The 25746-nt window shown below is 51.2% G+C and carries 24 protein-coding genes and 1 pseudogene; 1 reads left to right on the top strand and 24 read right to left on the bottom strand.

Annotated elements, in window-relative coordinates; all coding sequences use genetic code 11:
- Nucleotides 1-2: 2 nt before the first annotated feature.
- From WMO41_RS03530 to WMO41_RS03445, 18 genes are all read right to left on the bottom strand, one after another.
- A complete protein-coding gene (locus WMO41_RS03530; RefSeq protein WP_177291688.1) occupies nt 3-272 on the bottom strand; it encodes a YabP/YqfC family sporulation protein in 270 nt (89 codons plus the stop codon).
- A 79-nt stretch (nt 273-351) separates the two neighbouring features.
- The gene (gene rpsU, locus WMO41_RS03525; RefSeq protein WP_005539624.1) at nt 352-528 is read right to left on the bottom strand and encodes a 30S ribosomal protein S21; all 177 of its coding nucleotides are present in this window, start codon (nt 526-528) and stop codon (nt 352-354) included.
- A 204-nt stretch (nt 529-732) separates the two neighbouring features.
- Complete coding sequence (gene alaS, locus WMO41_RS03520) at nt 733-3342, bottom strand: alanine--tRNA ligase (protein ID WP_349228617.1); 2610 nt, start codon at nt 3340-3342, stop codon at nt 733-735.
- 102 nt (nt 3343-3444) lie between these two features.
- Complete coding sequence (locus WMO41_RS03515; RefSeq protein WP_349228580.1) at nt 3445-3570, bottom strand: hypothetical protein; 126 nt, start codon at nt 3568-3570, stop codon at nt 3445-3447.
- Between the two features lie 167 nt (nt 3571-3737).
- Nucleotides 3738-4589 carry a lysozyme inhibitor LprI family protein gene (locus WMO41_RS03510; RefSeq protein ID WP_349228579.1) on the bottom strand — a complete coding sequence of 284 codons (852 nt, stop codon included), beginning with the start codon at nt 4587-4589 and terminating at the stop codon, nt 3738-3740.
- A 155-nt stretch (nt 4590-4744) separates the two neighbouring features.
- Nucleotides 4745-5227, bottom strand: coding sequence for a ribonuclease HI (gene rnhA / locus WMO41_RS03505; protein ID WP_349228578.1), 483 nt, complete (start codon nt 5225-5227; stop codon nt 4745-4747).
- 14 nt (nt 5228-5241) lie between these two features.
- The gene (locus tag WMO41_RS03500; RefSeq protein ID WP_349228577.1) at nt 5242-6843 is read right to left on the bottom strand and encodes an MBL fold metallo-hydrolase RNA specificity domain-containing protein; all 1602 of its coding nucleotides are present in this window, start codon (nt 6841-6843) and stop codon (nt 5242-5244) included.
- Between the two features lie 190 nt (nt 6844-7033).
- Nucleotides 7034-8509 (bottom strand): stage IV sporulation protein A, encoded by a 1476-nt coding sequence (spoIVA, locus tag WMO41_RS03495; protein ID WP_349228576.1) that lies wholly within the window; start codon nt 8507-8509, stop codon nt 7034-7036.
- A 120-nt stretch (nt 8510-8629) separates the two neighbouring features.
- Nucleotides 8630-9865 carry a diphosphate--fructose-6-phosphate 1-phosphotransferase gene (locus WMO41_RS03490; protein WP_177292359.1) on the bottom strand — a complete coding sequence of 412 codons (1236 nt, stop codon included), beginning with the start codon at nt 9863-9865 and terminating at the stop codon, nt 8630-8632.
- 227 nt (nt 9866-10092) lie between these two features.
- Complete coding sequence (locus tag WMO41_RS03485; protein WP_349228575.1) at nt 10093-10803, bottom strand: ABC transporter ATP-binding protein; 711 nt, start codon at nt 10801-10803, stop codon at nt 10093-10095.
- A 12-nt stretch (nt 10804-10815) separates the two neighbouring features.
- The gene (locus WMO41_RS03480; RefSeq protein ID WP_349228574.1) at nt 10816-11574 is read right to left on the bottom strand and encodes an ABC transporter ATP-binding protein; all 759 of its coding nucleotides are present in this window, start codon (nt 11572-11574) and stop codon (nt 10816-10818) included.
- Between the two features lies 1 nt (nt 11575).
- Complete coding sequence (locus WMO41_RS03475) at nt 11576-12649, bottom strand: branched-chain amino acid ABC transporter permease (RefSeq protein WP_494338421.1); 1074 nt, start codon at nt 12647-12649, stop codon at nt 11576-11578.
- On the bottom strand, nt 12650-13531 hold the full coding sequence (locus WMO41_RS03470) for an ABC transporter permease subunit (RefSeq protein WP_177291765.1): 882 nt from the start codon (nt 13529-13531) through the stop codon (nt 12650-12652).
- Nucleotides 13532-13782: 251 nt separating this feature from the next.
- Entirely contained in the window at nt 13783-15003 is a 1221-nt protein-coding gene (locus WMO41_RS03465) for an ABC transporter substrate-binding protein (protein ID WP_349228572.1), read from the bottom strand.
- Between the two features lie 222 nt (nt 15004-15225).
- On the bottom strand, nt 15226-16230 hold the full coding sequence (locus WMO41_RS03460; protein WP_349228571.1) for an NAD(P)H-dependent glycerol-3-phosphate dehydrogenase: 1005 nt from the start codon (nt 16228-16230) through the stop codon (nt 15226-15228).
- 4 nt (nt 16231-16234) lie between these two features.
- Nucleotides 16235-16870, bottom strand: a complete 636-nt coding sequence (gene plsY, locus WMO41_RS03455) for a glycerol-3-phosphate 1-O-acyltransferase PlsY (protein ID WP_349228570.1) — start codon at nt 16868-16870, stop codon at nt 16235-16237.
- Entirely contained in the window at nt 16870-18198 is a 1329-nt protein-coding gene (der, locus tag WMO41_RS03450) for a ribosome biogenesis GTPase Der (RefSeq protein ID WP_177291605.1), read from the bottom strand. Before der ends, plsY begins: the two co-directional genes overlap by 1 nt.
- Complete coding sequence (locus WMO41_RS03445; protein WP_177291606.1) at nt 18191-19567, bottom strand: DUF512 domain-containing protein; 1377 nt, start codon at nt 19565-19567, stop codon at nt 18191-18193. The genes der and WMO41_RS03445 overlap by 8 nt, the downstream gene beginning before the upstream one ends.
- A gap of 247 nt (nt 19568-19814) precedes the next feature.
- On the opposite strand from WMO41_RS03445, the gene WMO41_RS03440 reads away from it, so the two are divergent.
- Nucleotides 19815-21023: a ribose-phosphate pyrophosphokinase gene (locus tag WMO41_RS03440; protein WP_349228569.1), complete on the top strand. Its 1209-nt coding sequence runs from the start codon at nt 19815-19817 to the stop codon at nt 21021-21023.
- Between the two features lie 158 nt (nt 21024-21181).
- On the opposite strand, the gene pgeF is transcribed toward WMO41_RS03440, so the two are convergent.
- The 6 genes and pseudogenes from pgeF to rplS form a co-directional block, all read right to left on the bottom strand.
- The gene (pgeF, locus tag WMO41_RS03435) at nt 21182-22021 is read right to left on the bottom strand and encodes a peptidoglycan editing factor PgeF (RefSeq protein WP_349228616.1); all 840 of its coding nucleotides are present in this window, start codon (nt 22019-22021) and stop codon (nt 21182-21184) included.
- Between the two features lie 335 nt (nt 22022-22356).
- Nucleotides 22357-22713: a YraN family protein gene (locus tag WMO41_RS03430; RefSeq protein ID WP_349228568.1), complete on the bottom strand. Its 357-nt coding sequence runs from the start codon at nt 22711-22713 to the stop codon at nt 22357-22359.
- 73 nt (nt 22714-22786) lie between these two features.
- Nucleotides 22787-23431, bottom strand: a complete 645-nt coding sequence (rnhB, locus tag WMO41_RS03425; protein WP_349228567.1) for a ribonuclease HII — start codon at nt 23429-23431, stop codon at nt 22787-22789.
- 78 nt (nt 23432-23509) lie between these two features.
- A pseudogene (ylqF, locus tag WMO41_RS03420) lies at nt 23510-24355 on the bottom strand (ribosome biogenesis GTPase YlqF); the annotation flags it as partial.
- A gap of 165 nt (nt 24356-24520) precedes the next feature.
- Nucleotides 24521-25066: a signal peptidase I gene (gene lepB, locus WMO41_RS03415; RefSeq protein WP_349228565.1), complete on the bottom strand. Its 546-nt coding sequence runs from the start codon at nt 25064-25066 to the stop codon at nt 24521-24523.
- Between the two features lie 180 nt (nt 25067-25246).
- A complete protein-coding gene (gene rplS / locus WMO41_RS03410; protein ID WP_349228564.1) occupies nt 25247-25594 on the bottom strand; it encodes a 50S ribosomal protein L19 in 348 nt (115 codons plus the stop codon).
- Nucleotides 25595-25746 lie beyond the last annotated feature (152 nt).

Raw genomic sequence — 25746 nt, 5'->3', positions numbered from 1 at the left:
CGCTAATCACAAAATTCCATGCTCTGGATCTGGCCGCAGATTTTCATGGAATCACGGTCATAATACACGATATTCAGCCGCTTTCCGCAGATCTGCAGCCTGCAGTTCTTTCCCTGAAGCCGGATACAGTTCTCCTCAAACAGCAGGATGCCCCGGTAATTTTCTACTGTCACACTGTATCTTCCGGAAAAGGATAAAAGGATCTCCCCCAGCATTACATCGCCCGGAAGCTTTAACTGCTCTGCCACTGACTGTTTCGCATGTTCCAGCATGCCACCGCTCCCGCTGTATTCTTTCACATAAAAATATACGAAAAAATCCCTGGTCATAGACCAGGGATTGCAGAAATACTTAATTAAATTTGCGTTTTCTTGCAGCTTCAGACTTTTTCTTGCGTCTTACGCTTGGTTTCTCGTAATGCTCTCTCTTACGAATTTCCTGCTGAATACCAGCCTTTGCGCAGTTTCTTTTGAATCTGCGTAATGCGCTGTCCAGACTCTCGTTCTCTTTAACGATAACGTTTGACATAGCTCACACCTAACCTCCCTCCAGTTGTGTACTTGTGCATAATACAACTGTTTGGGTATTTTATAGCACTGGTATGATTATAGCATAAAATCTCTATTCGTCAACTGTTTTTTTAAGTTTTTTTGCGGATTTTCGTACTTTTTTGCATAACAGCCGGAACACACCACTCTGGTGCATTCCGGCTGTCTTTGTTTCTTTGTATTTTTACTGAATCTGCTCAGCTGCAGTCTCGTAAGCTTTCTCAAGAGCTGCGTCCACACCGGCCGGGTTCTTGCCGCCTGCCTGTGCCATGTTCGGACGGCCGCCGCCGCCACCGCCAACCAGGCCGGCAATCGCCTTAACCAGGTTGCCTGCATGAGCGCCCTTCTTCTGAGCCTCATCGGTTGCGGTTACCATCAGGTTGACCTTGTCACCCTGAACGGATGCCAGAACGATCACGCCCTCGCCAAGCTTGTCCTTTAACTGGTCGCCCAGTCCGCGCAGGCCGTTCATGTCTACGTCTGCTACCTTCGCAGCCAGAACCTTCACGCCCTTCACGTCACGAACCTGGTTCATAACATCTCCCAGGGATTCGTTTGCCAGCTTGCTCTTTAACTTGTCGTTCTCAGCATGCAGTGTCTTCATCTCCTCCAGCATAGATTCGATCTTGGCTTTTAAATCTGCCGGAGTGGTCTTTGCTGCCTTTGCTGCCTCAGCCAGCTCCTGCTCCAGGTTCTCGTAGTAGCGCATCAGGCCGTCGCCGGTCAGTGCCTCGATTCTGCGGACACCTGCTGCGATACCTGCCTCAGAGAGGATCTTGAATGCATGAATTGCGCCAGTGTTAGCGACATGAGTACCACCGCAAAGCTCGGTAGAGAAATCGCCCATCTTAACCACACGAACCTTCTCACCATACTTTTCGCCAAACAGCGCCATAGCGCCGGTCTTCTTCGCTTCATCCAGACTCATCTCCTGTGTTACAACATCCACGTTCTCCTGAATCTTCTGGTTTACCAGCTCCTCAACCTTCTTGATCTCCTCCGGAGTCATAGCGGAGAAATGGGTAAAGTCGAAACGAAGTCTGTCCGGAGTAACCAGAGAACCAGCCTGCTCCACATGGTCACCAAGAACGGTACGCAGTGCCTTCTGCAGAAGGTGGGTTGCGCTGTGGTTCTTCTCAGTGGAACGGCGGGAGGTCTCGTTTACCTTTAAGGTAACAGTCTCGCCTGCTGCCAGCATGCCGCTGGTCATATGTCCTACATGGCCAATCTTACCGCCCTGTAAGTGGATGGTATCCTCTACAACGAAGGTTCCGTTGTTTGCGCCGGTAATCACACCGGTATCACCGCACTGGCCGCCCATGGTTCCGTAGAATGGGGTTTCCTCCACGATGATGGTTCCGCGCTGGCCGTCGGTCAGGGCCTCTACAATCTCGGTATCGGTGGTCAGAACCGTAATCTTAGACTCATGCTGCAGTCTGTCATAACCAACAAACTTAGAGGTAATCTCAGCCGGAATAGACTGGTATACGGTTACATCTGCACCCATGTAGTTGGTTGTCTTACGGGCTTTTCTTGCTTTCTCACGCTGCTCTTTCATTGCTGCCTGGAAGCCTTCCTCGTCTACGGTCAGGTTCTTCTCTTCCAGAATCTCGATGGTTAAATCTAACGGGAATCCGTAGGTATCATACAGCTTGAATGCGTTCTCGCCGGAAAGTACGGTCTCGTTCTTTGCGGACATCTCGCTCTCCATGTCTGCAAGGATTGCAAGGCCCTGGTCGATGGTCTTGTTGAACTTCTCTTCCTCTTCTGCAAGAACTTTTAAGATCATAGCCTTCTTCTCTTCCAGCTCCGGATATCCGTCCTTGGAAAGCTCGATGACGGTCTTGGAAAGCTCCGGCATGAATCTGCCCTCGATGCCAAGCAGACGTCCATGACGTGCCGCACGGCGGATCAGGCGGCGCAGAACGTAGCCGCGGCCCTCATTGGAAGGCATGATACCATCGGAAATCATGAAGGTACAGGACTTCACGTGATCAGCGATGATACGCAGAGAAATATCTTTCTTGTGGTCCACCTGGTACTTGGTATGTGCCAGAGCGCAGACCTCATCCAGAAGGGCTTTGTTGGTATCTACCGTGAACAGAGAATCTACGTCCTGAACGACAACAGCCAGACGCTCCAGACCCATACCGGTATCGATGTTCTTCTGCTTTAACTCGGTATAGTTGCCGTGGCCATCGTTCTCGAACTGGGTAAATACGTTGTTCCATACCTCGATGTAACGGTCGCACTCACAGCCTACGGTACAGCCCGGCTTGCCGCAACCATACTTCTCGCCGCGGTCATAGTAGATCTCGGAACACGGACCGCACGGACCTGCGCCATGCTCCCAGAAGTTGTCCTCTTTGCCGAAGCGGAAGATCTTCTCAGCCGGAACACCAATCTCCTTGTTCCAGATGTTGAAGGCCTCATCATCGTCCAAATAAACAGACGGATACAGACGGTCCTTCTCCAGTCCTACCACCTCGGTTAAGAACTCCCAGGACCAGTGGATTGCCTCATCCTTGAAATAATCGCCGAATGAGAAGTTGCCCAGCATCTCAAAGAAGGTGCCGTGACGTGCGGTCTTACCGATGTTCTCGATATCACCGGTACGGATACACTTCTGGCAGGTGGTCACACGTCTTCTCGGCGGGATCTCCTGTCCGGTGAAATAAGGCTTTAACGGTGCCATACCGGAGTTGATGAGGAGCAGGCTGTTGTCGTTATGCGGCACCAGGGAAAAGCTCTTCATTGCCAGATGTCCCTTGCTCTCAAAGAATTCCAGGAACATTCTTCTCAGTTCGTTTACTCCATACTTCTTCACTTTACTACTTCCTCCGTATTATCGCCGCCGCATGCTGCGCAGACAGCGGCTGGATTTTGCTGCCGTCCTTTATGCGCGGTCAGCCTCTTTTTTGTCTCTGAACTTCTTGCCGCAGATGATTCCCGCATACGCGAGCGCTGCAAAAATAACGGCTTTTACGGTATATCCAATCAGACTTGTTGCGATTGCTGCCATAATAACTTCCTCCTTATGTTCAGAAAAAATAAATCAATTCATCTTTGTATCTTACCATAGGAAACCATAATTATCAAGTCCCTACTGTCAGGTTCTTAACAGACTCCGCCAATGGAAAAAGCAGGCAGAAATCCATGATATTCCTGCCTGCTTCCTGTTTTCTGTTTTTATTCTGCCCCATCCAGAATGGTTTCATACTGCTTAGCCAGTGCGTAAACACGTTCCCTGGTAAGGTCCCGCAAAGAGCGGATGTATTCCAGCTCCTCCAGCGTACTTCCGCTCTGTTTCTTGGAGTTGGCCACTGCCGTGCTTTCCCGGTCGCGGACCCAGCTGCGCTGTTCTGTGAAGAACGCGGTCTTTTCATCCCCAGACAGCTGCTGCTCCAGGATTTCCAGAATGCTCTGCATCTTATTCTCCCAGATTTTTCGTTCTGTCTCCGCCGCGGCCTTCTGGGTGTTGGCACTGCCATCTGCCGCTGCGTTCCGGCGTTCCTCTGCCTGGGCATCCAGCTCAGCCAGCTGGGCCAGAATGCCGGCCTTTGTTCCAGCCTGTGTTTCTTCTTTTTCCATGGCTGTTCCGGCTCCGCCTGCTGCCTCATCCGGCATATCGGCCTGAGCCGCAATTCCAGAATTGCCCAATACCGACACATCTGCAGAAGCAGCGGCTATCTTCTGTTCCGAAAGCGCATACGCTTCCGCCGCCTCTTCACTGCCATCTTCTTTCCCAGATGTTCCGGCTGCCTCAGTGGCGCCTTCTGTCCCGCTTATCCCTGCGTTTCCAGCAGCCAAAGCGGCCTGCTCCGGCCCGATGGCGTTTTCCGCGATTCCCGTGGCTTCTGCGGCCCCGGCCTCTTCTTCTGCCAGTGCCATGTCAGCCTGTCCGGATACACTCTTTTCCGCCCGTTCCTCTGAAACATACTGCGCCTCACCAGCCGCCAGATGCCGCGCGGAATAATCTGTGATTCCGATTCCTGCCACGCAGATCACTGCAATGGCTACCCAGATTCCTTTTAGCTTCATAAATCAATCAGTCCTGCCTATTCTGATATTGTTCCGTTTCACTGAACATACCATAACATAAACAGGACTAAATGAAAATATAAGTTCAAAAGAAGTAAATAATCGTAAGAAAGCCTTAACAGTTTCTGGTAGCTAACAAAAAGCCGCACTGATGATCAGGCCTCCAGTCCCTCATCGGTGAGAAGACCGGCTCCATCTGCCGCCGTGGTGGCCAGCTGGTCGCACCGTTCATTCTGCGGATGGCCCGCATGGCCCTTTACCCAGATGAAATTCACCCGGTGCGGAGCCTTTGCCTTTAACAGCCGCTCCCACAGGTCAATATTTTTCACCGGACCGCTCTTTCCGCGCTTCCAGTTGTTCTTCACCCAGTTGTCAATCCAGTGCTGGTTGAAGGCATCGGTCAGGTATTTGGAGTCCGAGTACAGATTCACCTCGCAGGGGCGGTTTAATGCCTCCAACGCCACGATGGCCGCCATCAGCTCCATGCGGTTGTTGGTGGTTTTTTTGTATCCGGCGGACAGCTCCTTTTCGTGGAGCTGCCCCTTGCTGTCCGTAAAATGCAGGACTGCGCCGTATCCTCCCGGTCCGTCTGGATTTCCCCTTGCAGAACCATCGGTGTAAATCTGTACTTTTGACATAATCTGTTATTCTCCTATCTGTCCCATTTGTCACATAATGCATTGATCTGGTCGGCAAATTTTGCCAGATCCTTGTTGGCTCCACCCTCATTTCTGCGGATCACGCCCATCAGGCGCTCGCCTGCAGCCAGAAGCCGTGCAAAGACACCACTGGCTTTCTTCGCCGGAGCACTCTTGGCCGGAATCGGGATTCCTGCGGTCTCCCGTACCCAGACGCCTTTGATCAGGTCAAACTCCGAACCTGAGAACGGTGCTTTGGCAGGCACGCCGGTCTTTTCCGTTAAAAGTTCTGCAAAGCGGTCGCAGACATCGTCGTTGCCGTGAACTACGAAGAACTGCTGCGGCTTCTTTTCAAAGGCCAGGGCCCAGGTCAGAAGACCGTTCTGGTCCGCATGGCCGCTGATGTCGTGGAGTATCTCAATGTGGGCTTCCACATCGATACTCTCACCAAAGAGTTTCACTTCCTTCGCGCCATCTACCAGGGTGCGGCCAATGGTGCCTACCGCCTGGTATCCGGCAAAAATCACCGTACATTCCTTCCGCCACAGGTTGTGCTTTAAATGATGGCGGATTCGGCCTGCGTCACACATGCCGGACGCGGAAATGATAACCTTCGGCTTCGCGTCGAAGTTGATGTTGATGGATTCGTCGCTGGTAACGGAAAGCTTCAGCCCTGGGAAGGCAATCGGGTTGATGCCCTCCTCCACCAGTTCCCTGGTTTCCTCATCGTAGCATTCCGCCTGGTTTTCCTTGAAAACATGAGTAGCCTCCACAGCCAGCGGACTGTCCACGTAGACCTCGAAATTATCGTGACCGTGGATCAGATGCTGGGATTTGATCTGACGGAAATAATAAAGAAGTTCCTGGGTACGTCCTACCGCAAAGGCCGGGATCACGACATTGCCGCCCCGGTCCAGAGTTTCCTGGACGATCCGCACCAGCTCGGAAATATGGTTTTTTCCCTTCTGGTGGAACCGGTCACCGTAGGTGGACTCTATGACTGCGTAGTCCGCCTCTTTGGTGTAGATCGGATCCCGGATCAGCGGCTTGTTGAAATTGCCGATATCGCCGGAAAAGACGATCTTTTTCTCAACGCCGTCTTCCTTCATCCAGATTTCAATGGATGCGGAACCAAGCAAATGTCCGATGTCCGTAAAACGGATGGAAACCTCATCGTTCACTTCCACAACTTCATCGTAATTATAGCCTTCAAAATGCTCCAGCACACCCAGCGCGTCGTTCATCTCATATAACGGCGGCACTTCCGGACGTCCGGCACGCCGTGCTTTCCTGTTTTTCCACTCCGCGTCCATCTCCTGGATATGCGCAGAGTCCTTTAACATAATATTGCAGAGATCACAGGTAGCGTTGGTGGCAATGACCCGCCCCTTAAAGCCTCTGGCATAAATATAAGGCAGCATGCCCACGTGGTCAATGTGGGCGTGGGTCAGAAGTACAAACTGGATATCAGACCACGGTACCGGCGGCTCCACATTTTCATAAATGTTAACCCCCTGCTCCATGCCGCAGTCTACCAGAAATTTGCTGGCACCAACTTCCAGATAATGACAGCTTCCAGTTACCTCATGAGCTGCTCCACTGAAAACCAATCTCATAAAGCACCCTCCTTTTGTATGCGGGGCTTTCGCAAAATTGTCCACTCCACATTCCCATATCGTTGTTCGCTTGCTCCCACTTACACACGTTCGCCTGTGTCGGATTTCATCCGCCACATTCGTACATGCTTGTTCGAGATGCGTACAACCTGATATGGGAATGTTCCGTGGCCAATTTTACAAAAGCCAGTTAGATAATGATGCAGATCAGGCCTCCGTTGCTGTCGTTGATGATCTTCTGGAGCGCGTCCTGAAGCTTTGCCTGGCACTCCTCTGTCATCTGGCTTACCTTGGCCTGAATCCCATCCTCCACAATCTGTTCTATGGATTTTCCGAAGATATTTGTCTCCCAGATTCCATTCTCTTCCCGGTTTGCGTTGTCTTTCATATAGGCAATCAGATCCTGAGCCTGCTGCTCGCTTCCCACGATGGGAGCAATTTCCGTCTGGATCTGGGCCCGGATCAGGTTGATGGACGGCGCTTCCGCCTTCATCTTGACCCCGTAGCGGTTCCCGTGACGGATCACCACCGGCTCATCCAGCACGATCTCCGAGCGTTCCGGCGTCACCACGCCGTAGCCTCTGGCCCGCACCTGCTCCACCGCGTTCTGAATCTTGTCATACTCGGACTTTTTCGCCGCAAGATCTTTTAGCTGCTGCATCAGCTGATATTCGTCCGCAATGGACAGCCCGGAAAAATCACTTAGGATCTGGTAATAATAGCCATCCTCAAACAGCATGCGCACCGTGACCTTCCCATCTGACAGATCCATCCGCCCGGTCTCCATACTGTTTACGGCTTCCGCTTCCTCATCCTTCCAGGAATCCCTGAAATCTTTCATCCTTCGGATGTGGCTCATGGCATTGCGGGCCGCCTTCACGGCCTGCTGCTTGAGCCAGTGGGAAGCCGGAAGAATCTCCAGCCATTTGGGGATCTGGAAATCCACCTCCGTTACCGGGAACTCAAACAGAACCTGCTTTAAGATCTGGTAAATGTCCCCGGCCTTTAACTGTTCACAGTTTACCGGCATAACACAGACACCGTACTTTGTCTCCAGTTCCCTTGCCAGATTTCTGGTCTCCTCGGAATACGGGCGGCTGGAGTTTAAAAGCACCAGAAACGGCTTTCCGATCTCCTGAAGCTCCCGGACTGCCGTTTCCTCTGGTTTTATGTAGGCCTGACGCTCCAGTTCTCCAAAAGAGCCGTCCGTGGTGACGACAAGGCCAATGGTGGAGTGGTCCCGGATTACCTTGCGGGTGCCGATTTCCGCCGCCATGGTAAAGGGAATGCTCTCCTCAAACCAGGGCGTTTTTACCAGCCGCTCCTTTTCATTTTCCATGTGACCGCTGGCACCCTCCGTCATAAATCCCACACAGTCCACCAGCCGCACCTTCACCGCGGTATCCTCCCCCAGTTCAATGCGGGCCGCTTCCTTGGGAACAAACTTGGGTTCCGTGGTCATAATCGTCTTGCCCGCCGCGCTCTGGGGCAGTTCATCCCGGGTGCGGTTTTTCTGGTGTTCATCCGTAATTCCAGGCAGCACCATCTGCTCCATAAACCGCTTGATGAAGGTGGATTTTCCGGTCCGCACCGGTCCCACAACCCCCAGATAAATCTCGCCTCCGGTCCTTGCCTGAATATCCCGGTATACACTGTACCCTTCCATATAGACACTCCCCCTAAAACAGACTCTGTTCCGGCAGACGAAAATGCACCTGTCGCCGGTCCCTGCTGTTTAAAATATATGCGGAAGTGTCCGAAAATCATGCTATCTGCATCACCAAAATTACTTCTTTCCCATATAGAGGTGGCGCGGGATGCCGTCTACCATGACGGACGGGGAATCACCCTGGATCAACGGCCTTACATAATCAATAAATTCTTCAGTCACATAAGTACCGTCCTTGGTGATCCATTCTCTCGGCACCATCTTCTCGCCGTTGGCGATCTTGTGTACATCGTAGATGCCGGTCGCGCACTGGTACGGATCATCGGATACACGGTCAATGACAACCATCTTGCCGGAATCGCCCTCATCGGCTGCCTTTACTGCGGCACCGCCCACCATGAAGGCCTCATTCACATCCACACGGGATGCCAGATGAGCTGCGCTTCGCTGTAAGGTGGAAAATTCTACGGCACGGGTCTTGCAGCCAATATCGCGATGGATCACGTTGGCCAGATAACTTGCAGTTCCGGTCAGCTGCTTGTGTCCGAATGCGTCTACATAGTCGGACGCGCTTCCCAGTTCGCTGACATAACGGCCATCCTTGATGCGGATTCCTTCCGAAACCGCCACAACAACGACATCCTTCTTTTCCAGAAGCTTTCGCACCTTCGCGGTAAACTTTTCGATGTCAAAGGTCAGCTCCGGCAGATAGATGAGATCCGGTCCGTCGCAGTCCTCCCCCCGGGACAATGCAGCCGCGCCGGTCAGCCATCCTGCATTGCGGCCCATGATCTCAATGATGATGACCTGCTGTTTTTTGTAAGAGAAGCCGATGCCATCCCGGATTACTTCCTTGGTGGAGGTCGCAATATATTTGGCTGCGCTTCCATAACCCGGTGTATGGTCAGTCAGGGCCAGGTCGTTGTCAATGGTCTTCGGAACACCGACAAACTTCTGGGACTGCCCCGTCAGGATCGCGTAATCCGACAGCTTTTTGATGGTGTCCATGGAATCATTTCCGCCAATGTAAATAAAGCATTCGATGTTCAGCTTATTTAAGATCTCAAAAATCTTTACATAGATTTCCTGATTCTCGTGGATATCCGGCAGTTTGTAGCGGCAGGTGCCAAGGAATGCAGATGGTGTACGCTTTAAGATTTCCACATCCAGATCACTCCGGATGTACTTGGAAAGATCCACATACTGCTCATCCAGAAGTCCCTGGATTCCGTAAAGCATTCCGTATACCTTTTTCGCTCCGCGGTCAACTGCCGTACGGTACACACCTGCAAGACTGGAATTGATGACGGCAGTCGGTCCTCCGGACTGTCCAACGATTACATTGCCCTTCATAGTAAATCCTCCTTCATATAGTCTTCGCGTAACGGGTCCCCACACCCGATTACTTTGCCTAAATAATACCACAAAAAGGAGCGAAAAGTCTAGGACTTTCCGCTCCTTTTTGTGGTATTTTCAGACACTTTTAAATTTTGAAACAAATTCTCGCTTTTTGTCAAACTGCGTCATCTGTTTTGCTTTTCCCGGCGTTTCGCACAATGCAAACAAAACTGTACCTGTCTTTACTCGCTCAGATATGCCTTCTTAACGGAATCATCGTTCATGAGCTCTTTTGCGTCGCCGCTGAGGGCAATCTTACCGGTCTCCAGAACGTAAGCACGGTTCGCAATGGAAAGGGCTTTCTTCGCGTTCTGCTCAACCAGAAGCACGGTTACTCCGTCTGCATTGATCTTCTGAATGATGTCAAAGATCTCGTTTACATACAGTGGAGACAGACCCATAGACGGCTCGTCCATAACGATCAGCTTCGGATGGGACATCAGCGCGCGGCCCATAGCCAGCATCTGCTGCTCACCACCGGAAAGCGTACCGGCCATCTGGTTCTTACGCTCTTCCAGACGCGGGAAACGCTCGTAAACCATTTTCAGCGTCTCATCCATCTCATTTTTGTCGTTTCGGGTATAAGCGCCCAGCTTTAAGTTCTGCAGAACGGACAGCTCTGCGAATACGCGGCGTCCCTCCGGCACATGGGCAATTCCCATGCCAACCAGCTTGTAGCCCGGAATTTTTGTGATATCTTTTCCCTCATAGGTAATGGTGCCCGCCTTGGAAGGGATCAGACCGGTGATGGTCTGCAGCGTAGTGGTCTTGCCTGCACCATTCGCTCCGATCAGGGCGATGATTTCCCCCTGGTTTACCTCAAAAGAGATTCCCTTGATTGCCTGAATGACACCATAGTAAACTTCCAGGCCTTTTACCTCAAGTATTGCCATCGCTCTAACCTCCTACTCTCCAAGATAAGCGGTGATAACGCGCTTATCGTTCAGTACTTCTGATGTCTCGCCCTGGGTCAGCACCTGACCGAAGTTTAAAACAGTCACTTTTTCGCAGATACCGGAAACCAGCTTCATATCATGCTCGATCAAAAGCACAGTCATATCGAAGTGATCACGCACGAAACGGATGGTATCCATCAGCTCTGCGGTCTCGTTCGGGTTCATGCCGGCTGCCGGCTCGTCCAGAAGGAGAAGCTTCGGGTCCGTTGCAAGGGCACGGGCAATCTCCAGCTTTCTCTGCTTACCATAAGGAAGGTTGGATGCCTTGTAATCGCACTCCTTGTCCAGGTCGAAGACCTTTAACAGTTCCATAGCACGGGCATTCATCTCCTTCTCTACCTTATAATAACGTGGCAGACGGAAAATACCCTCGATGGTGGAATACGGATGATGGTTGTGCAGGCCAACCTTTACGTTATCCAGAACGCTCAAGTCCTTGAACAGACGAATGTTCTGGAAGGTTCTTGCAATACCTGCCTGATTAATCTCGATGGTGCTCTTTCCGGTCAGCTCCTTGCCGTCCAGGGAGATGGCACCGTGATCTGCCTTGTAGACACCGGTCAGCAGATTGAAGATGGTGGTCTTACCTGCGCCATTCGGTCCGATGAGGCCGTAAAGCTGTCCCTTTTCGATGGTCAGGCTGAAGTTGTCAACTGCCTTTAATCCGCCGAATGAGATGCCGATATTTTTTACTTCCAGCATAGCCATATTATGCAGCCTCCTTTGCAGATTTCTTATTCTTCTTAATGCGGTCCAGGAAGACAGATCTCATCTCAATAGCCTTCGGACTGGAGTTGAAGATCATCATGACAATCAGGACTACTGCGTAGATCAGCATACGGTAATCGTTCAGACCGCGTAAGAGCTCCGGAAGCATGGTCAGGATGATAGCCGCAATCATGGAGCCGCGAATGTTGCCCAGGCCACCCAGTACGACGAATACCAGGATCATGATGGACATGTTGTAACCGAAGTTCTTCGGGGTTGCTGCCAGGGAGGATAAGTTGTGGGCATACAGAACGCCTGCAACACCAGCCAGGGCTGCGGAAATGGCAAATGCCATCAGTTTGTACTTGGTAATGTTGATTCCCACGGACTCTGCAGCAATACGGTTGTCACGGATGGACATGATGGCACGTCCGGTGCGGGAATTGATCAGGTTTAATACGATAAACAGGGTGATCAGCACCAGGATGATACCCACGGTGAAGGTTGCCGCCTTCGGAGTACCGGTAATACCCTGGGCACCCTTGATGATGACAACACCATCTGCGCCCATGCCAAGGGATGTGGTATCCTTGATGGAAAAATGAAATCCGTTGGAATCCAGGCCCACATACATAACATTAATGAGGTTCTTGATGATCTCACCGAACGCCAGAGTTACGATAGCCAGGTAGTCACCTTTTAAGCGCAGTACCGGAATGCCGATGATGATACCGAACACACCTGCTACTGCTGCTCCAATGATCAGAGCCAGGAAGAAACGCATACCGACAGACGGGATTGCGTTCTCCATGCACTTGGTGAAAAACGCACCGGTAAATGCGCCCACGCACATGAAACCGGCATGCCCCAGGCTTAACTCACCCAGAATACCAACTGTTAAGTTTAAGGAGACAGCCAGGATCACATAGATACACAGCGGAACCAGAAGTCCCTTTAACAGGCTGGTCATATGTCCGGTCGCTCCCAGAATCTGTACCAGGATCCAGCAGGCAATTACGATCGCGTAAGTGATGCTGTTCTGGATTAATACTTTGTTCTTTTTCATTCCGTTCACCTACACTTTCTCCGTAATCTTTTTGCCCAGAATTCCGGTCGGGCGCACCAGAAGTACGACGATCAGCACTGCAAATACAATGGCGTCAGAAAGCTGGGAAGAAATATATGCCTTGGAAAGGTTCTCGATCACGCCAAGGAGTACGCCTCCGATGAGGGCACCCGGAATGGAGCCGATGCCGCCGAATACAGCTGCCACGAAAGCCTTGATACCCGGCATGGAACCGGTGTACGGAGTCAGAGACGGATAAGCGGAACATAACAGCGCACCTGCAATTGCAGCCAGGGCGGAACCGATCGCGAAGGTAATAGCAATCGTGCTGTTAACGTTAATGCCCATCAGGGTAGCCGCACCGGTATCTTCCGATACAGCCAGCATAGCCTGGCCAACCTTGGTCTTGTTGATAAAGGTTGTTAAAGCCACCATGATCACGATACAGGTAATGATCGTAACCAGGGTAACACCGGAAATGGACAGTGCGCCGTCTGCCAGCTTTAAACTCGGCACGTTCACAACGGATGTGAACTGACGTGCGTTGGAACCAAAGATCAGCAGTGCCACGTTCTGCAGCAGATAGCTGACACCGATGGCCGTGATCAGAACGGCCAGGGAAGATGCGCCTCGCAGCGGCTTGTAAGCCACACGCTCGATCACAACGCCAAGCACCGTACAGGCGATGACTGCCACCAGAACACCCACCATCGGCGGGAGTCCCAGGGTACTTACCATGGTAAAAATGACGAAGCCGCCTACCATAATGATATCACCATGAGCAAAGTTCAGCATTCTTGCGATGCCGTAAACCATGGTGTAGCCCAGTGCAATGATCGCGTAAACACTGCCCAGGCTGATTCCGTTAATCAAATAAGACAGAAAACTCATGTACCTACCACCTCTTTACTTTTTCTATAGAAATAAAACATAACTGGAATTATAGCATAGTCATATTTGAAGTTCAAGCAGAAGTTCGCGAATACGCACCATTTGTCCGTACAGGAAAGACACTTTTCTCATGTCGTTCTTGACGCATATGACGAACTGTCCAGATGGAAGCAAATTCCCGAAAAGCTAAAAAAGGAGACCGTCCAATGGACGATCCCCTTTCGGATGTATCATTTATCTGTTCAGAAAAATTACTGCATCTCGTACTCGCCGTTTACGATCTTAACAGCCTTCGGTGCTTTGTTCGGCTCGCCGTTTGCGTTCCAAACCATGTCGGAACCAGTCAGACCATCAATAGAGATCTCGGTCATAGCCGGCTTTAATGCGTCGCAGATATCAGAAGCGCTCATATCGGCGGTAACGCCTGCCTTCTCAGCAGCTGCCTTGATTGCATAAACTGCATCGTAGGAATCTGCTGCGAACTGGTTCGGCTCAATGCCGTAAGCTGCTACATAAGCCTCGGTGAATGCCTTACTGCTCTCCTCAGTGGTGGAGAACGGAGTTAAGAGCATCAGACCCTCTGCCAGGGAAGTATCAAAGTTCTCTACGGAAAGGATACCATCCATACCGTCACAGCCGAAGAAGATCGGTGCGAACTCTTTATCATGTGCCTGCTTTAAGATGATGGAAGCCTCCTGATAGTAGATCGGAAGGAATACCAGCTCTGCGCCAGCGTCTTTTGCCTTGTCAAGCTGTACAGAGAAATCGGTGTTGCTGTCTGCGGTAAATGCCTCGTCAGCTACGATCTCCAGGCCCTGGTTTGCTGCCTCTGCAACAAATGCCTCACGGATACCGGAAGAATACTCGGTAGAGCTGTCGTAGATGATTGCGATCTTGGTAGCCATCTTGTTCTCGCCAATGTACTTAGCGGAAGCGGTACCCTGATCCGGGTCTGCAAAGCATACGCGGAATGCGTTATCAGTTGCTACGCACTCAACTGCGGAACCGGACGGAGTGATCAGGAACATATTGTCAGACTCTGCCTCTGCGCCTACAGCGATACACGGCTTGGAAGTGGTCGGTCCGTCTAATACCTGCATACCCCAGTCTTTTAAGGTATTGTATGCGTTGATGGATTTCTCCGGGTCATTCTCATCATCCTCAGCCTTAACCTCAACGTTCATGCCGTTGATGCCGCCAGCCTCGTTGATCTCCTTTGCTGCCAGCTCTGCGCCGTTTGCAACTGCGTTGCCGTAAGCTGCGCCTGCACCGGTTAACGGTCCGATTACGCCTACCTTTAAGGTGCCGCCTTCTGCGCCTGCTGCTGCCTCAGTCTCTGCGCCCTCTGCTGCTGCAGTGGTCTCAGCGTCTCCTGCTGCTGCGGTAGTCTCTGCCGGCTTGCTGCCGCCACATGCTGCTAAGGATGCTGCCATCATAGCTGCCATACCAAAACTAACCAGTTTTTTCTTCATAATGTTTCTCCTCCTCTTAATGAAACAGGCTTCCTGAACCTTCAGGAAGCCGTGCCCTTAAAGCTGAGCTTATTATAGTTGTCCCAAAAACACTTGTCAAGAACTTTCTTGCGTTAAAGCGAAATCTTAGTGAAATATTAGGAAATTTTGTTTCAAAACTCCGGTTCATAGACTTTCCACCATGGAAAATTCAGTCCAGAAAATTCCTGCCACGGAAAATTCCTACCACGGAAGATTGCTGTTTTCCACGGTTTTATCCCGCAGCATCAGATCCGCCACTGCCTCTTTCGCGGGCTTTCCGTCAAACAGCACTTCGTTGACTGCCTCGATGATCGGCATGGACACCTCGTACTTCTTTGCCAGGGCCAGTCCTGCCTTGGCGGAATACACGCCCTCTACCACCATCTGCACCTCATCCATGGCCTCCTTCATGGAGTAGCCTTTTCCGATGAGGATACCGGCACGACGGTTACGGCTGTGCATGCTGGCACAGGTTACGATCAGGTCACCGATTCCGGTCAGACCCGCAAAGGTTTCCATCTTTCCGCCCATGGCCATGCCAAGGCGGCTGATCTCTGCCACACCACGGGTGATCAGGGCTGCCTTGGTGTTGTCGCCGTAGCCCAGTCCGTCCGCGATTCCGGCTGCCAGGGCAATGACATTTTTCAGTGCTCCGCCAATCTCAATGCCCAGGATATCCGGGCTGATGTAGACCCGGAACACCGGGCTCATGAAAATGTTCTGGATCTTCTCTGCGGTTTTCCGTGTCTTCGCTCCGGCCACACAGGTCGTCGGAAGCCCGCGGCTCACCTCTTCCGCGTGGCTCGGTCCGGAAAGGACTGCCACATCAGCCCCGGGAAGCTCTTCCTCCAGAATGTCCGTCAGGGTCATGAGGGTTGACTCCTCGATGCCCTTTGCCACATTGACCACCAGCTGTCCTTCTTTTAAAAAGGGGTTCATCTTCTGCGCGGTCTCCCGTACATAAATGGAAGGAACCGCCATCACCAGAAGATCCTTATCTTTCATAGCCAGTTCCAGATCGGAGGTAAACTCCATATCGTCCGGGAGCACCAGATCCGGAAGAGTCTTTAAGCGGCGCCCCGTCCGCAGACTCTCTACGTCCTTCTCAAAAACAGACCACTCCGTCACCTGGTGACCGTTCTCGTGAAGCAGGAAGGCCAGGGCGGTTCCCCAGCTTCCCGCGCCAATTACGCCCACATTTGCCATAGGTTTATTCCTTTCTGGCACCCAGCTTATTCTCTGTGCCGCTTAACAGTCGTTTGATGTTGGCATGGTGGCGCCAGATTCCCATAGCGGAGATCAGGCCCGCCAGCACATAAAATTCTGTCAGATGCGCTGCCGCAATGCCAAAATCACCGCGCCAGCCGCAAAACACCATACCGATAAAGAAACAGATCATCACCAGGATGGAGCCCAGGGAGACATAACGGGTGATGGCCACTGCTGCCACAAATACCACCAGACATACCAGCATCACGCGCCAGTCTGTGGAAGCCAGAAGCCCTGCGGAGGCTGCAATGCCCTTTCCGCCCTTAAATCCCATGTAAAACGGGAAGTTATGTCCCAGGATCACGCCAAATCCGGTGTAGAGCAGGTACACATACAGAAGCTCCGGCTGGCTGCGGAACAAAAGACGGGTCAGCAGGCAGGCAATGATCGTCTTGCCCGCGTCACCTAAAAATACGATCAGTCCCGCTTTCTTTCCCATGACACGAAGGACATTGGTACTGCCGGAATTGCCGCTTCCGTAATTGCGGATATCCATATGTTTCGATCTGCTGTAGATGTAACCGGTCTGAAACAGGCCAAACACATATCCCATTACCAGACAAAGTGCTCGCTCCATTAGTCCTCCTTTCCATTCCTTTCACGAATCAGGAACTTCAGGGCCGTACCCTTAAATCCAAAGGATTCGCGGATCCGGTTCTCTAAGTATCTCACATAAGAGAAATGCATCAGTTCTTTGTCGTTTACGAAAATAACGAAGGTCGGCGGCTTTACCGCTACCTGGGTCATGTAGTACAGCTTCAGACGTTTGCCTTTGTCAGACGGCGGCTGCTGCATGGCAACGGCTTCCGTCATGATTTCGTTCAGCACGCCGGTAGCAATACGCATGGTCTGGTTCTCACGCACCATGTCGATGAGCTCAAACATCTTGTTCATACGCTGTCCGGTTACGGCAGAGATGAATACCATCTCAGCATACTGCATGAAGGACAGGGTATCCTTGATCTTTCTGGTGAACTCGTAGATGGTCTTGTCATTCTTTTCGATGGCATCCCACTTGTTGACTGCAACAATGATTCCCTTGCCGCGGTCATGGGCAATGCCTGCGATCTTCGCGTCCTGCTCGGTCACGCCCTCAGTGGCGTCAATGACCAGAATGACCACATCCGCACGCTCTACAGCAGAGACGGTACGGATGATGCTGTAGCGCTCCAGGTCTTCTTTGATCTTGCTCTTGCGGCGCAGGCCCGCGGTATCGATGAAGATATACTCAGTTCCGTTGTATACCACCTCGGTATCGACCGCGTCACGGGTCGTTCCGGCAATGTTGGAAACGATCACGCGGTTCTCACCTAACAGCTTATTAATAATAGAAGATTTACCTACGTTCGGTTTTCCGATGATGGCTACCTTCGGGCGGTCATCCTCCTCTTCCTCTAACTGTTCCAGGGTGAAATGCTTGGACACTTCGTCTAACAGGTCACCGATTCCCAGACGGGAAGCTGCGGATACCGGGATCGGATCCCCGATTCCCAGGTTATAGAACTCGTAGACATCATTTCCGAATTTCTGGATGCTGTCTACCTTGTTGACTGCCAGAACCACCGGCTTTCCGGATTTGCGGAGCATGTCCGCAACCTTGGAGTCGGAATCCTGCAGCCCCTGACGCACATCCACGATAAAGATGATGACGTCTGCGGTGTCAATGGCGATCTGTGCCTGTTCCCGCATCTGGGACAGGATGATATCGCGGCTGTCCGGCTCAATACCGCCGGTATCCACCAGGGTAAAGTTCATGTTCAGCCAGGTACAGTCCGCGTAAATACGGTCTCTGGTTACTCCAGGCGTATCCTTTACGATGGAGATGGTCTCCCCCGCCAGTACATTGAACAGGGTAGACTTTCCAACGTTCGGGCGCCCTACAATGGCAACGATTGGTTTACTCATGTGTGATCTCCTTTAACTCATATCCGTCATAGACGGTATCTTGTTCTTCTTCCAGGCCAAGAACGGCATCCACCAGATCCTGACCGCTTGATTTTACAATATTCACCGGAACTTGTAAAGCGTTTTGCACATCGGTGCGGGTGAGGTCGTCCAGGAATACCTCCTCGCCGCTGCGGAACATGCAGATAGGAAGCAGCAGGCGCTCGCCCAGCGGCACCACCGACATCTGCTTCTTTAAATCCTGACCGGTAATGAGTCCGGCCACGGTAATGCTCTCTCCGAAGAAGTCATTGCGAATGGCATAGAGGTGTACCTTTTTCTGCGGGAACTTTGCCTCGATCTTGTCAAGCTGTCTGCGCAGATACGGATACGCCAGTCTGCCGGTGGCAATGGACAGAGTCTCCTCTTTTACCTTCAGATCCTCCGGCAGCGTCTCCAGCGCTTCGGTTACCTCGGTGTCCAGAAGCCGCAGCATGCCCACACCGTTTTCCAGCTGCGGGAAGCCGTCATAACGCTCGGTTTCCGGGAGTTCCCGCTCCGCCAGGATATAGAATTCATCACTGGCATGGATGAAATGGATGCCATACTGTTCATACACGATCTTCTGCCACTTCTCAATGATGTCAATGGCACTCTCCGCGTCTTCTTTTTCAAACGGCTTTAATGGATACAGGCCGTCCCGGTACTTGGAAAGTCCCACCGGCACCACGGAAGCACTCTGCATATACGGAAGATACTTCGTCATATCCCGGATGGTATGGTCCAGTTCCTCCCGGTCGTTCACACCCTTGCACAGCACGATCTGGCCGTTCATGGGAATTTCTGCCTCACAGAGCCGGTCGATCTTCTTTAAGGCCTCTCCGGCAAAGCGGTTGTGCAGCATCTCGCAGCGCAGCTTCGGGTTCGTGGTATGCACGGAAATGTTGATGGGCGCCAGTTTGAAATCAATGATACGCTGGATGTCGTGCTCCTTCATGTTGGTCAGGGTCACGTAGTTTCCCTGCAGGAAGGAAAGACGGGAGTCATCGTCCTTAAAATAAAGGGTTTCGCGCATGCCTGGCGGCATCTGGTCGATGAAACAGAAAATGCACTTGTTGCTGCAGGATTTGTAATCACTCATAAGGCCATTCTCAAAGGTGATGCCCAGGTCCTGATACTCATTTTCAATCTCCAGCTCCCACTGCTCGCCGTCTGCCTTTTCCACCAGCATGACCATGCTTTCGCTGTCTACATAATATTCATAATCAAAGATATCTTCCACTTCATTTCCATTGATCGTAAGCAGGCGGTCGCCTGGCTCCAACTCCAGTTCCTCTGCAATAGAGCCCGGATCAACGGATTTTATCAGATGTCCTTTTTGTTTCTTCATAGATATTCCTTTCTCGCAAATTTCCGGGATCTGTTCTGACATTGGTTCCCCTCCATCTGCACTCCTTTCATCATAACAAGATTCCCTTTCTTTGTCAAAGCAATCGGCCCCTGGTTTTCGCCAGTTTTACCTGTTTTTTTGTATTTTTTTACAAAATCCCCCAAGACTCTTGACGCTTCCATTTTTTAAGGATATAAATATGATGGATTATAACGTTTCAATATTCTACCTGAAGGAGTATGTACCAATGGCTAACAACTATGTGTTTAATGACATTTTACCGGTAGCGCCGTTAAAACTCGCTGCCCTGGAAAGCTCTAAGGATCTGGCAACCAAGGTAAACGATCATATTGTTACCTTCCGCCGCAACGATACTGAGGAGCTGCTTCGCCGCCAGCAGGATTTAAACTACCGCGGCTACGATGTGGATTCCTATCTTCTGGACTGCAAGTGCCCGCGTTTCGGTTCTGGTGAGGCAAAGGCTGTCATCAACGAATCTGTCCGCGGCGCGGATCTGTTCGCAATGGTGGATGTAACCAACTACAGCATCCCATACAGCGTATGCGGCTACACCAATCACATGTCCCCGGATGACCATTTTCAGGACTTAAAACGCATCATCGGTGCTTCCGTAGCTACCGCGCACCGTGTCAACGTTGTTATGCCCTTCTTATATGAAGGACGTCAGCACAAGCGTACCAAACGTGAGTCCCTGGACTGCGCCATGGCACTGGAGGAGCTGATCTCCATGGGCGTTTCCAATATCATCACCTTTGACGCCCACGACCCGCGTGTGCAGAACGCCATCCCGTTAAGCGGTTTCGATAACTTCATGCCGACTTACCAGTTTGTAAAGGCGCTGTTCACCCATGACACTTCCTTAAAAATTGACAAAGACCACTTGATGATCATCAGCCCGGATGAGGGCGCCATGAACCGTGCCGTATACCTGGCTAATAACCTGGGTGTTGACATGGGTATGTTCTACAAGCGCCGCGACTACTCCAGAGTTATCGATGGACGCAACCCGATCGTGGCTCATGAGTTCCTGGGTACTTCCGTAGAAGGAAAGACGGTTCTCATCATCGACGACATGATCGCATCCGGCGAGAGTATGTTAGACACCGCCAGAGAATTAAAAGACCGTAAGGCAGAGAAAGTCATCATCTGCTGCACCTTCGGCCTGTTCACCAGCGGCCTGGAGAAATTCGACCAGTACTATCAGAACGGCTACATTGACTATGTCATCACTACCAACTTAAACTACCGTCCGAAAGAGCTGTTAGAGCGTGAGTGGTATCTGGAAGCCGACATGAGCAAATACCTGGCAGCCATCATCAACTCCTTCAACCATGATGTCTCCATCGGCGCTGCCCTGTCTCCGACCGAGAAGATCCAGAAGCTGGTAAAACGCTATCAGGCAGACGGATACGATTATTATCAGACTATCCGGTAAATTTTTATGTAATACCATATGTAAAAAAAGAGCTTCGCACAGTATATGATCAGCTGTGTGAAGCTCTTTTTGTCTGATGCTATTTTCATCCTTTCAAAGGCAGTCCGGCACGGCAGATTTTCTCATTCTCTCGCCAGGCCTTCGCCCTTCTATGAATCCTATTCTCTCAGTACCAGAAACGCTGCCAGATTTCCCCGCTCCGTTCCCATGATCCGATGGGAAAAGAGATGGGTCGGATTGCACCGGGTACAGATGTCCGTTGTGTGGATCTGATTTTCCGGGATTCCCGCTTCCTGGAGCACGATCTGGTTCGCTCTCCACAGATCCACCTGATATTTTCCGTCCGGTTTTTGATAAAACAGGTCTTTATGGTACTGCTCTGCAAAACCATCCGCAAATTTCGCAGCCACCTCCGGTCCTACCTCAAAGCAGTCCTGGCAGATGCTCGGCCCGATGCAGGCAATGACATCTGCCGGATTCGTTCCGTATTCCCGGTTCATGGCTTCCAGTGTGGCTTTTCCCATGCGGTGCACCGTGCCCCTCCAGCCAGAGTGGGACAGGCCAATGGCCTTGTGGACCGGATCCACAAAATACAGCGGCACACAGTCCGCGTAAAAGGTCACCAGTGTGATACCCGGAATATTGGTGATCAGGCCGTCTACATCCTGGTACTCCCTCTCTTTTACAATGCCCTTTCCTGCGTCTTCCTCTGTCACTTTGCGGACATTGGTGGTATGGGTCTGGTAGGAAAGGACCATCTTTTCCGCATCGGTTCCCAGAACTGCTGCCATGCGGCGGTAATTCTCCAGAACGTGCTCCGGATCATCATTCCGGGTAAAACTGAAATTCATGGTGGAGAACACGCCCTCGCTGACACCGCCGTGGCGGGTGGAAAAGGCATGGCTTACCAGGCCGGTGGCATCCAGAGCCGGAAAAGCCAGATAGGTGACGCCATTTTTCTCACGGATTTCGATTCCCCGATTTGCAGAATGTTTCATACCTGTCTGATTTTCCGCTGTCACATCACTTCGCTTGCGAATCCATGCTTTCTGCTCCATCTGTGTCCTCTCCTTTTTGTTTCCAATTCTTCCTGATTTTCTTTTTTCAATACACATAACTGTTCAGTACCCTCACAGTTACGGGCAAAAATCCATTGAAAATTGCCTTCGGCAATGGGATTTTTGCCTGCAAGCCCATGTTTTCATACGGTCAGCGCAGTGAATGCGCAGACCTACTGAACAGTTACCAATACACATACAATACCAGTTGTCGCACCACATTCAGGCTGACGATTTTCATTTTCGTCTCCAAAATGCGTTCTTCTGCGCCAATCTCAACAAAACGCGTCCCGGATCCAGGTAATCTGATCTCCCAGAATGCTCACCACATCAAACCGGCACGGCATGTCCTCCGGGTAACGGCGGCTGTAGAGATAGAACTGCGCCGTATAGCGGATCCGCTGCTGCTTTACATAGCCCACCGCCTCTGCCGGCATACCATTCCGGGCTGTTTTCCGGTACTTCACCTCAAAAAACACCAGATAACGCCCATCCCGCCCGATCAGGTCGATCTCACCCTGGCGGCATCTAAAATTCCGCTCCAGAATTTTCACGCCCTGGCGGGTCAGAAATTCTGCTGCCAGTTCTTCTTTCCGGATTCCGGTCTCCCGTTTGTTCTGTTTGTTATCCATTCACACCTGTGCTTTCTTTCTGTCTGCACGCTGCATTGTTTCCCCAAAATATTTTCTGTTCGCAGTTTTACTTCTACACAAAGTTCTTGATAAAGCTTCTTCTATGAATCGGTGTCGGCCCAAATTCTTTCAATGCCGCAATATGCGCTGCGGTTCCATATCCCTTATGCTTTGCGAATCCGTACTCCGGGAACAGGGTATCATACTCGACCATCATGTGATCCCTGGTTACCTTGGCCAGGATGCTGGCCGCCGCAATGGAAACGCTCTTGGCATCGCCCTTGATGATCGGAACCTGGTTGATTGCCACACCCGGAATCGTTACAGCATCATTCAACAGTAAATCCGGCTGCACGGAAAGTCCGGCAATGGCCTGCCGCATAGCCTCATAGGTTGCCTGTAAAATGTTGATCTCATCGATCACATCCGGCCCCACAATGCCCACACTCCAGGCAACCGCCTTTTCCTTGATTTCTGTAAACAACGCCTCCCTGCGCTTCTCGGAAAGCTTCTTGGAATCGTTCAAAAATAAAATCTCACAGTCCACCGGCAGAATGACTGCTCCGGCTACCACCGGGCCTGCTAACGGACCGCGGCCCGCCTCATCGATGCCGCAGATGGCGGTGCAGGCTGCGTAAGTATCCTCATACTCCCGCATGGCTGCCAGTCGGGCACGCTCTGCTTCGAGTTTTTCCCCAGTTAAGGTTCTCAGTGCCATGCCCTACGCCTCCCCGCTTTCGCTGTTCTGCCCTGCAGCACCTGATTCCTGTGCGGAATCCGCTTTGTCCCCATCTGTTTTCTTCACCGGCGGAAACTCCAATGTAATCCGGCCCAGCTTGCCGCTGCGGTAATCGTCGATCACCAGGGCTGCGGCACGGCTGTAATCCGGCTCACCGCCCTTAGCCAGACATCCGCGCACCTTTGCCACCTGGATCAGCAGGTTTTCTTCAGAAGTCTCATCAATCTTGTAGCGCTCTTTTAAGACATCCGGATAATGCTTCTGCAGCAGTTTCAGAAGCTCCAGAGCCAGCTCATCTTTATTTAAGATTTCATCGTTGATGGAACCGATGAAAGCTAGCAGAAGTCCTACTCTCTGATCCTCAAATTTTGGCCAGAGGATACCAGGCGTATCTAAAAGCTCCAGAGTCTTATTTAAGCGGATCCACTGGTTTCCCTTGGTCACGCCTGGCTTATTTCCGGTCTTAGCACAGGCCTTTCCCGCGAACGAGTTGATAAAGGTGGATTTGCCTACATTCGGGATTCCTACCACCATGGCACGCACCGGACGGTTCATGATGCCTCTGCGACGGTCACGCTCAATCTTCTCTTTGCAGGCCTCCTGTACGACACCGTTGATCTGCTTGATGCCGGCACCACTGCGAGAATTGATCTTCACTACAAAATATCCTTTTTCCCGAAACCAGTTTGTCCAGGCCTCATTGTAACGCTCGCTGGACAGATCCGATTTATTTAACAGAATCAGTCTTGCCTTGCCCTTGCCAAGCTCATCAATATCCGGGTTGCGGCTTGCCAACGGCACACGGGCGTCTACTACTTCAATGATCAGGTCGATCAGTTTGATGTCTTCTTTCATGGCACGTTTCGCTTTGGTCATGTGCCCTGGATACCACTGTATATTCACGGATGTTCCTCCTATGTTTTCCTCTTGCAAACTTTAGCTATTTGTAACTGTTCAGTACCCTCACAGTTACAGCTGTTTCTACTATATTTTTCTATGCTTTTGTCGTACTTTCCGATTGTCGGGCAATCGTATTTCTGACACAAAGACCATTCCGTTTCTGTCAGGTCAGGACCGGATCAGGCTGATATGGATCAGCGGGAACAAACGCAGCCACACCTTTCCAACAATCTGGTCTTCCCGCACATTGCCGATATTGGCAAAGCGGCTGTCCTCACTGCTGTCCGGATTGTCCCCCAGCAAAAAATATTCTTTGTCTTCTAGTTTAACCGGATTCTCCGCCAGCCCGGAAAGGGAAATCTTCCGGTCCTCCGGCAGGGAAACCTGCTCCTGGTTCACATACAATTCCCCATCTATAATCTGAACCACATCCCCGGGGATGGCCACAACCCGCTTTACATTGGTCTTCTGGTCTTCCCGCTCAAATACCACCACATCCATGCGGTCCGGTTTTCCAATCTCATATGTCAGCCGGTTCATCAGCACAATGTCACCGGAAGTAAGCAGCGGCTGCATGGACTGCCCGTTCACTGTAACCTGTGTTCCAAAAAACACCAGGCAGAACCAGGCAAAGGCCAGCGCCACCACCACATCCACGATCCAGCCGCAGATTTTCCGGATCATGTTCTGTTCCTCACTCAGATAAAAATCCACTTATTTATACTCCATTCTACCATGATGTTTTCACGGCAATCGCGCATTCCTGGCAATGCTATTCCATATTGGCAAAAAGGGGGAAGTTGCTTGCAACTCCCCCGCTTTCCTGCTCTCTGCGTCTTACGCGCATAATACGCAGAAAGGGACAATTTTCATTGTCCCCTGTTCCACGCAAAATTATTTAACTAACTCTTTAACCTTAGCAGCTTTACCTACTCTGTCTCTTAAGTAGTTCAGTTTTGCACGTCTTACTTTACCTCTTCTAACAACCTCGATGTTGTCTACGAACGGGGAATGAATCGGCCAGGTCTTCTCTACGCCGATGCCGTTGGAGTTCTTACGAACGGTGAAAGTCTCTCTTGCGCCGCCGTTCTGTCTCTTGATTACGGTACCCTCGAATACCTGGATTCTCTCACGGTTACCCTCTTTGATCTTGTTGTAGACCTTAACGGTATCTCCTACGGAAAACTCCGGTACGGAAGCCTTTAACTGTGCTGCTTCAATGTTCTTAATAATTTCGTTCATTTGTGTGATCCTCCTTCATATGTTTGATGTTCTTTAATGCTTCTTCCGCAACAGAGGAACATCTCTTTTTCTAGTCACAACGGTATAATGATACCATAGCGGCAGATAAATTGCAAGCACTATTTTATAGAATTTATCTGCAATTTTCATCT

This window comes from Ventrimonas faecis, from assembly GCF_040096075.1.
In the GTDB taxonomy this organism is placed as follows: domain Bacteria; phylum Bacillota; class Clostridia; order Lachnospirales; family Lachnospiraceae; genus Brotaphodocola; species Brotaphodocola faecis.
The sequence above is the reverse complement of the archived record's forward strand: the minus strand, read 5'-3'. Positions and strand labels throughout refer to the sequence as shown.

Coding starts and splice junctions, on each gene's coding strand:
- spoIVA (WP_349228576.1), bottom strand. CDS start 8,509: ATGGAAGGGTACAGTGTATACCGGGATATTCAGGCAAGGACCGGAGGC.
- rplS (WP_349228564.1), bottom strand. CDS start 25,594: ATGAACGAAATTATTAAGAACATTGAAGCAGCACAGTTAAAGGCTTCC.
- pgeF (WP_349228616.1), bottom strand. CDS start 22,021: ATGAAACATTCTGCAAATCGGGGAATCGAAATCCGTGAGAAAAATGGC.
- WMO41_RS03510 (WP_349228579.1), bottom strand. CDS start 4,589: ATGAAGCTAAAAGGAATCTGGGTAGCCATTGCAGTGATCTGCGTGGCA.
- WMO41_RS03485 (WP_349228575.1), bottom strand. CDS start 10,803: ATGGCAATACTTGAGGTAAAAGGCCTGGAAGTTTACTATGGTGTCATT.
- WMO41_RS03430 (WP_349228568.1), bottom strand. CDS start 22,713: ATGGATAACAAACAGAACAAACGGGAGACCGGAATCCGGAAAGAAGAA.
- plsY (WP_349228570.1), bottom strand. CDS start 16,870: ATGGAGCGAGCACTTTGTCTGGTAATGGGATATGTGTTTGGCCTGTTT.
- rnhB (WP_349228567.1), bottom strand. CDS start 23,431: ATGGCACTGAGAACCTTAACTGGGGAAAAACTCGAAGCAGAGCGTGCC.
- der (WP_177291605.1), bottom strand. CDS start 18,198: ATGAGTAAACCAATCGTTGCCATTGTAGGGCGCCCGAACGTTGGAAAG.
- rnhA (WP_349228578.1), bottom strand. CDS start 5,227: ATGTCAAAAGTACAGATTTACACCGATGGTTCTGCAAGGGGAAATCCA.
- rpsU (WP_005539624.1), bottom strand. CDS start 528: ATGTCAAACGTTATCGTTAAAGAGAACGAGAGTCTGGACAGCGCATTA.
- WMO41_RS03530 (WP_177291688.1), bottom strand. CDS start 272: ATGCTGGAACATGCGAAACAGTCAGTGGCAGAGCAGTTAAAGCTTCCG.
- alaS (WP_349228617.1), bottom strand. CDS start 3,342: ATGTTCCTGGAATTCTTTGAGAGCAAGGGACATCTGGCAATGAAGAGC.
- WMO41_RS03440 (WP_349228569.1), top strand. CDS start 19,815: ATGGCTAACAACTATGTGTTTAATGACATTTTACCGGTAGCGCCGTTA.
- WMO41_RS03465 (WP_349228572.1), bottom strand. CDS start 15,003: ATGAAGAAAAAACTGGTTAGTTTTGGTATGGCAGCTATGATGGCAGCA.
- WMO41_RS03445 (WP_177291606.1), bottom strand. CDS start 19,567: ATGAAGAAACAAAAAGGACATCTGATAAAATCCGTTGATCCGGGCTCT.
- WMO41_RS03480 (WP_349228574.1), bottom strand. CDS start 11,574: ATGGCTATGCTGGAAGTAAAAAATATCGGCATCTCATTCGGCGGATTA.
- WMO41_RS03515 (WP_349228580.1), bottom strand. CDS start 3,570: ATGGCAGCAATCGCAACAAGTCTGATTGGATATACCGTAAAAGCCGTT.
- WMO41_RS03460 (WP_349228571.1), bottom strand. CDS start 16,230: ATGGCAAATGTGGGCGTAATTGGCGCGGGAAGCTGGGGAACCGCCCTG.
- WMO41_RS03470 (WP_177291765.1), bottom strand. CDS start 13,531: ATGAGTTTTCTGTCTTATTTGATTAACGGAATCAGCCTGGGCAGTGTT.
- WMO41_RS03500 (WP_349228577.1), bottom strand. CDS start 6,843: ATGAGATTGGTTTTCAGTGGAGCAGCTCATGAGGTAACTGGAAGCTGT.
- WMO41_RS03490 (WP_177292359.1), bottom strand. CDS start 9,865: ATGAAGGGCAATGTAATCGTTGGACAGTCCGGAGGACCGACTGCCGTC.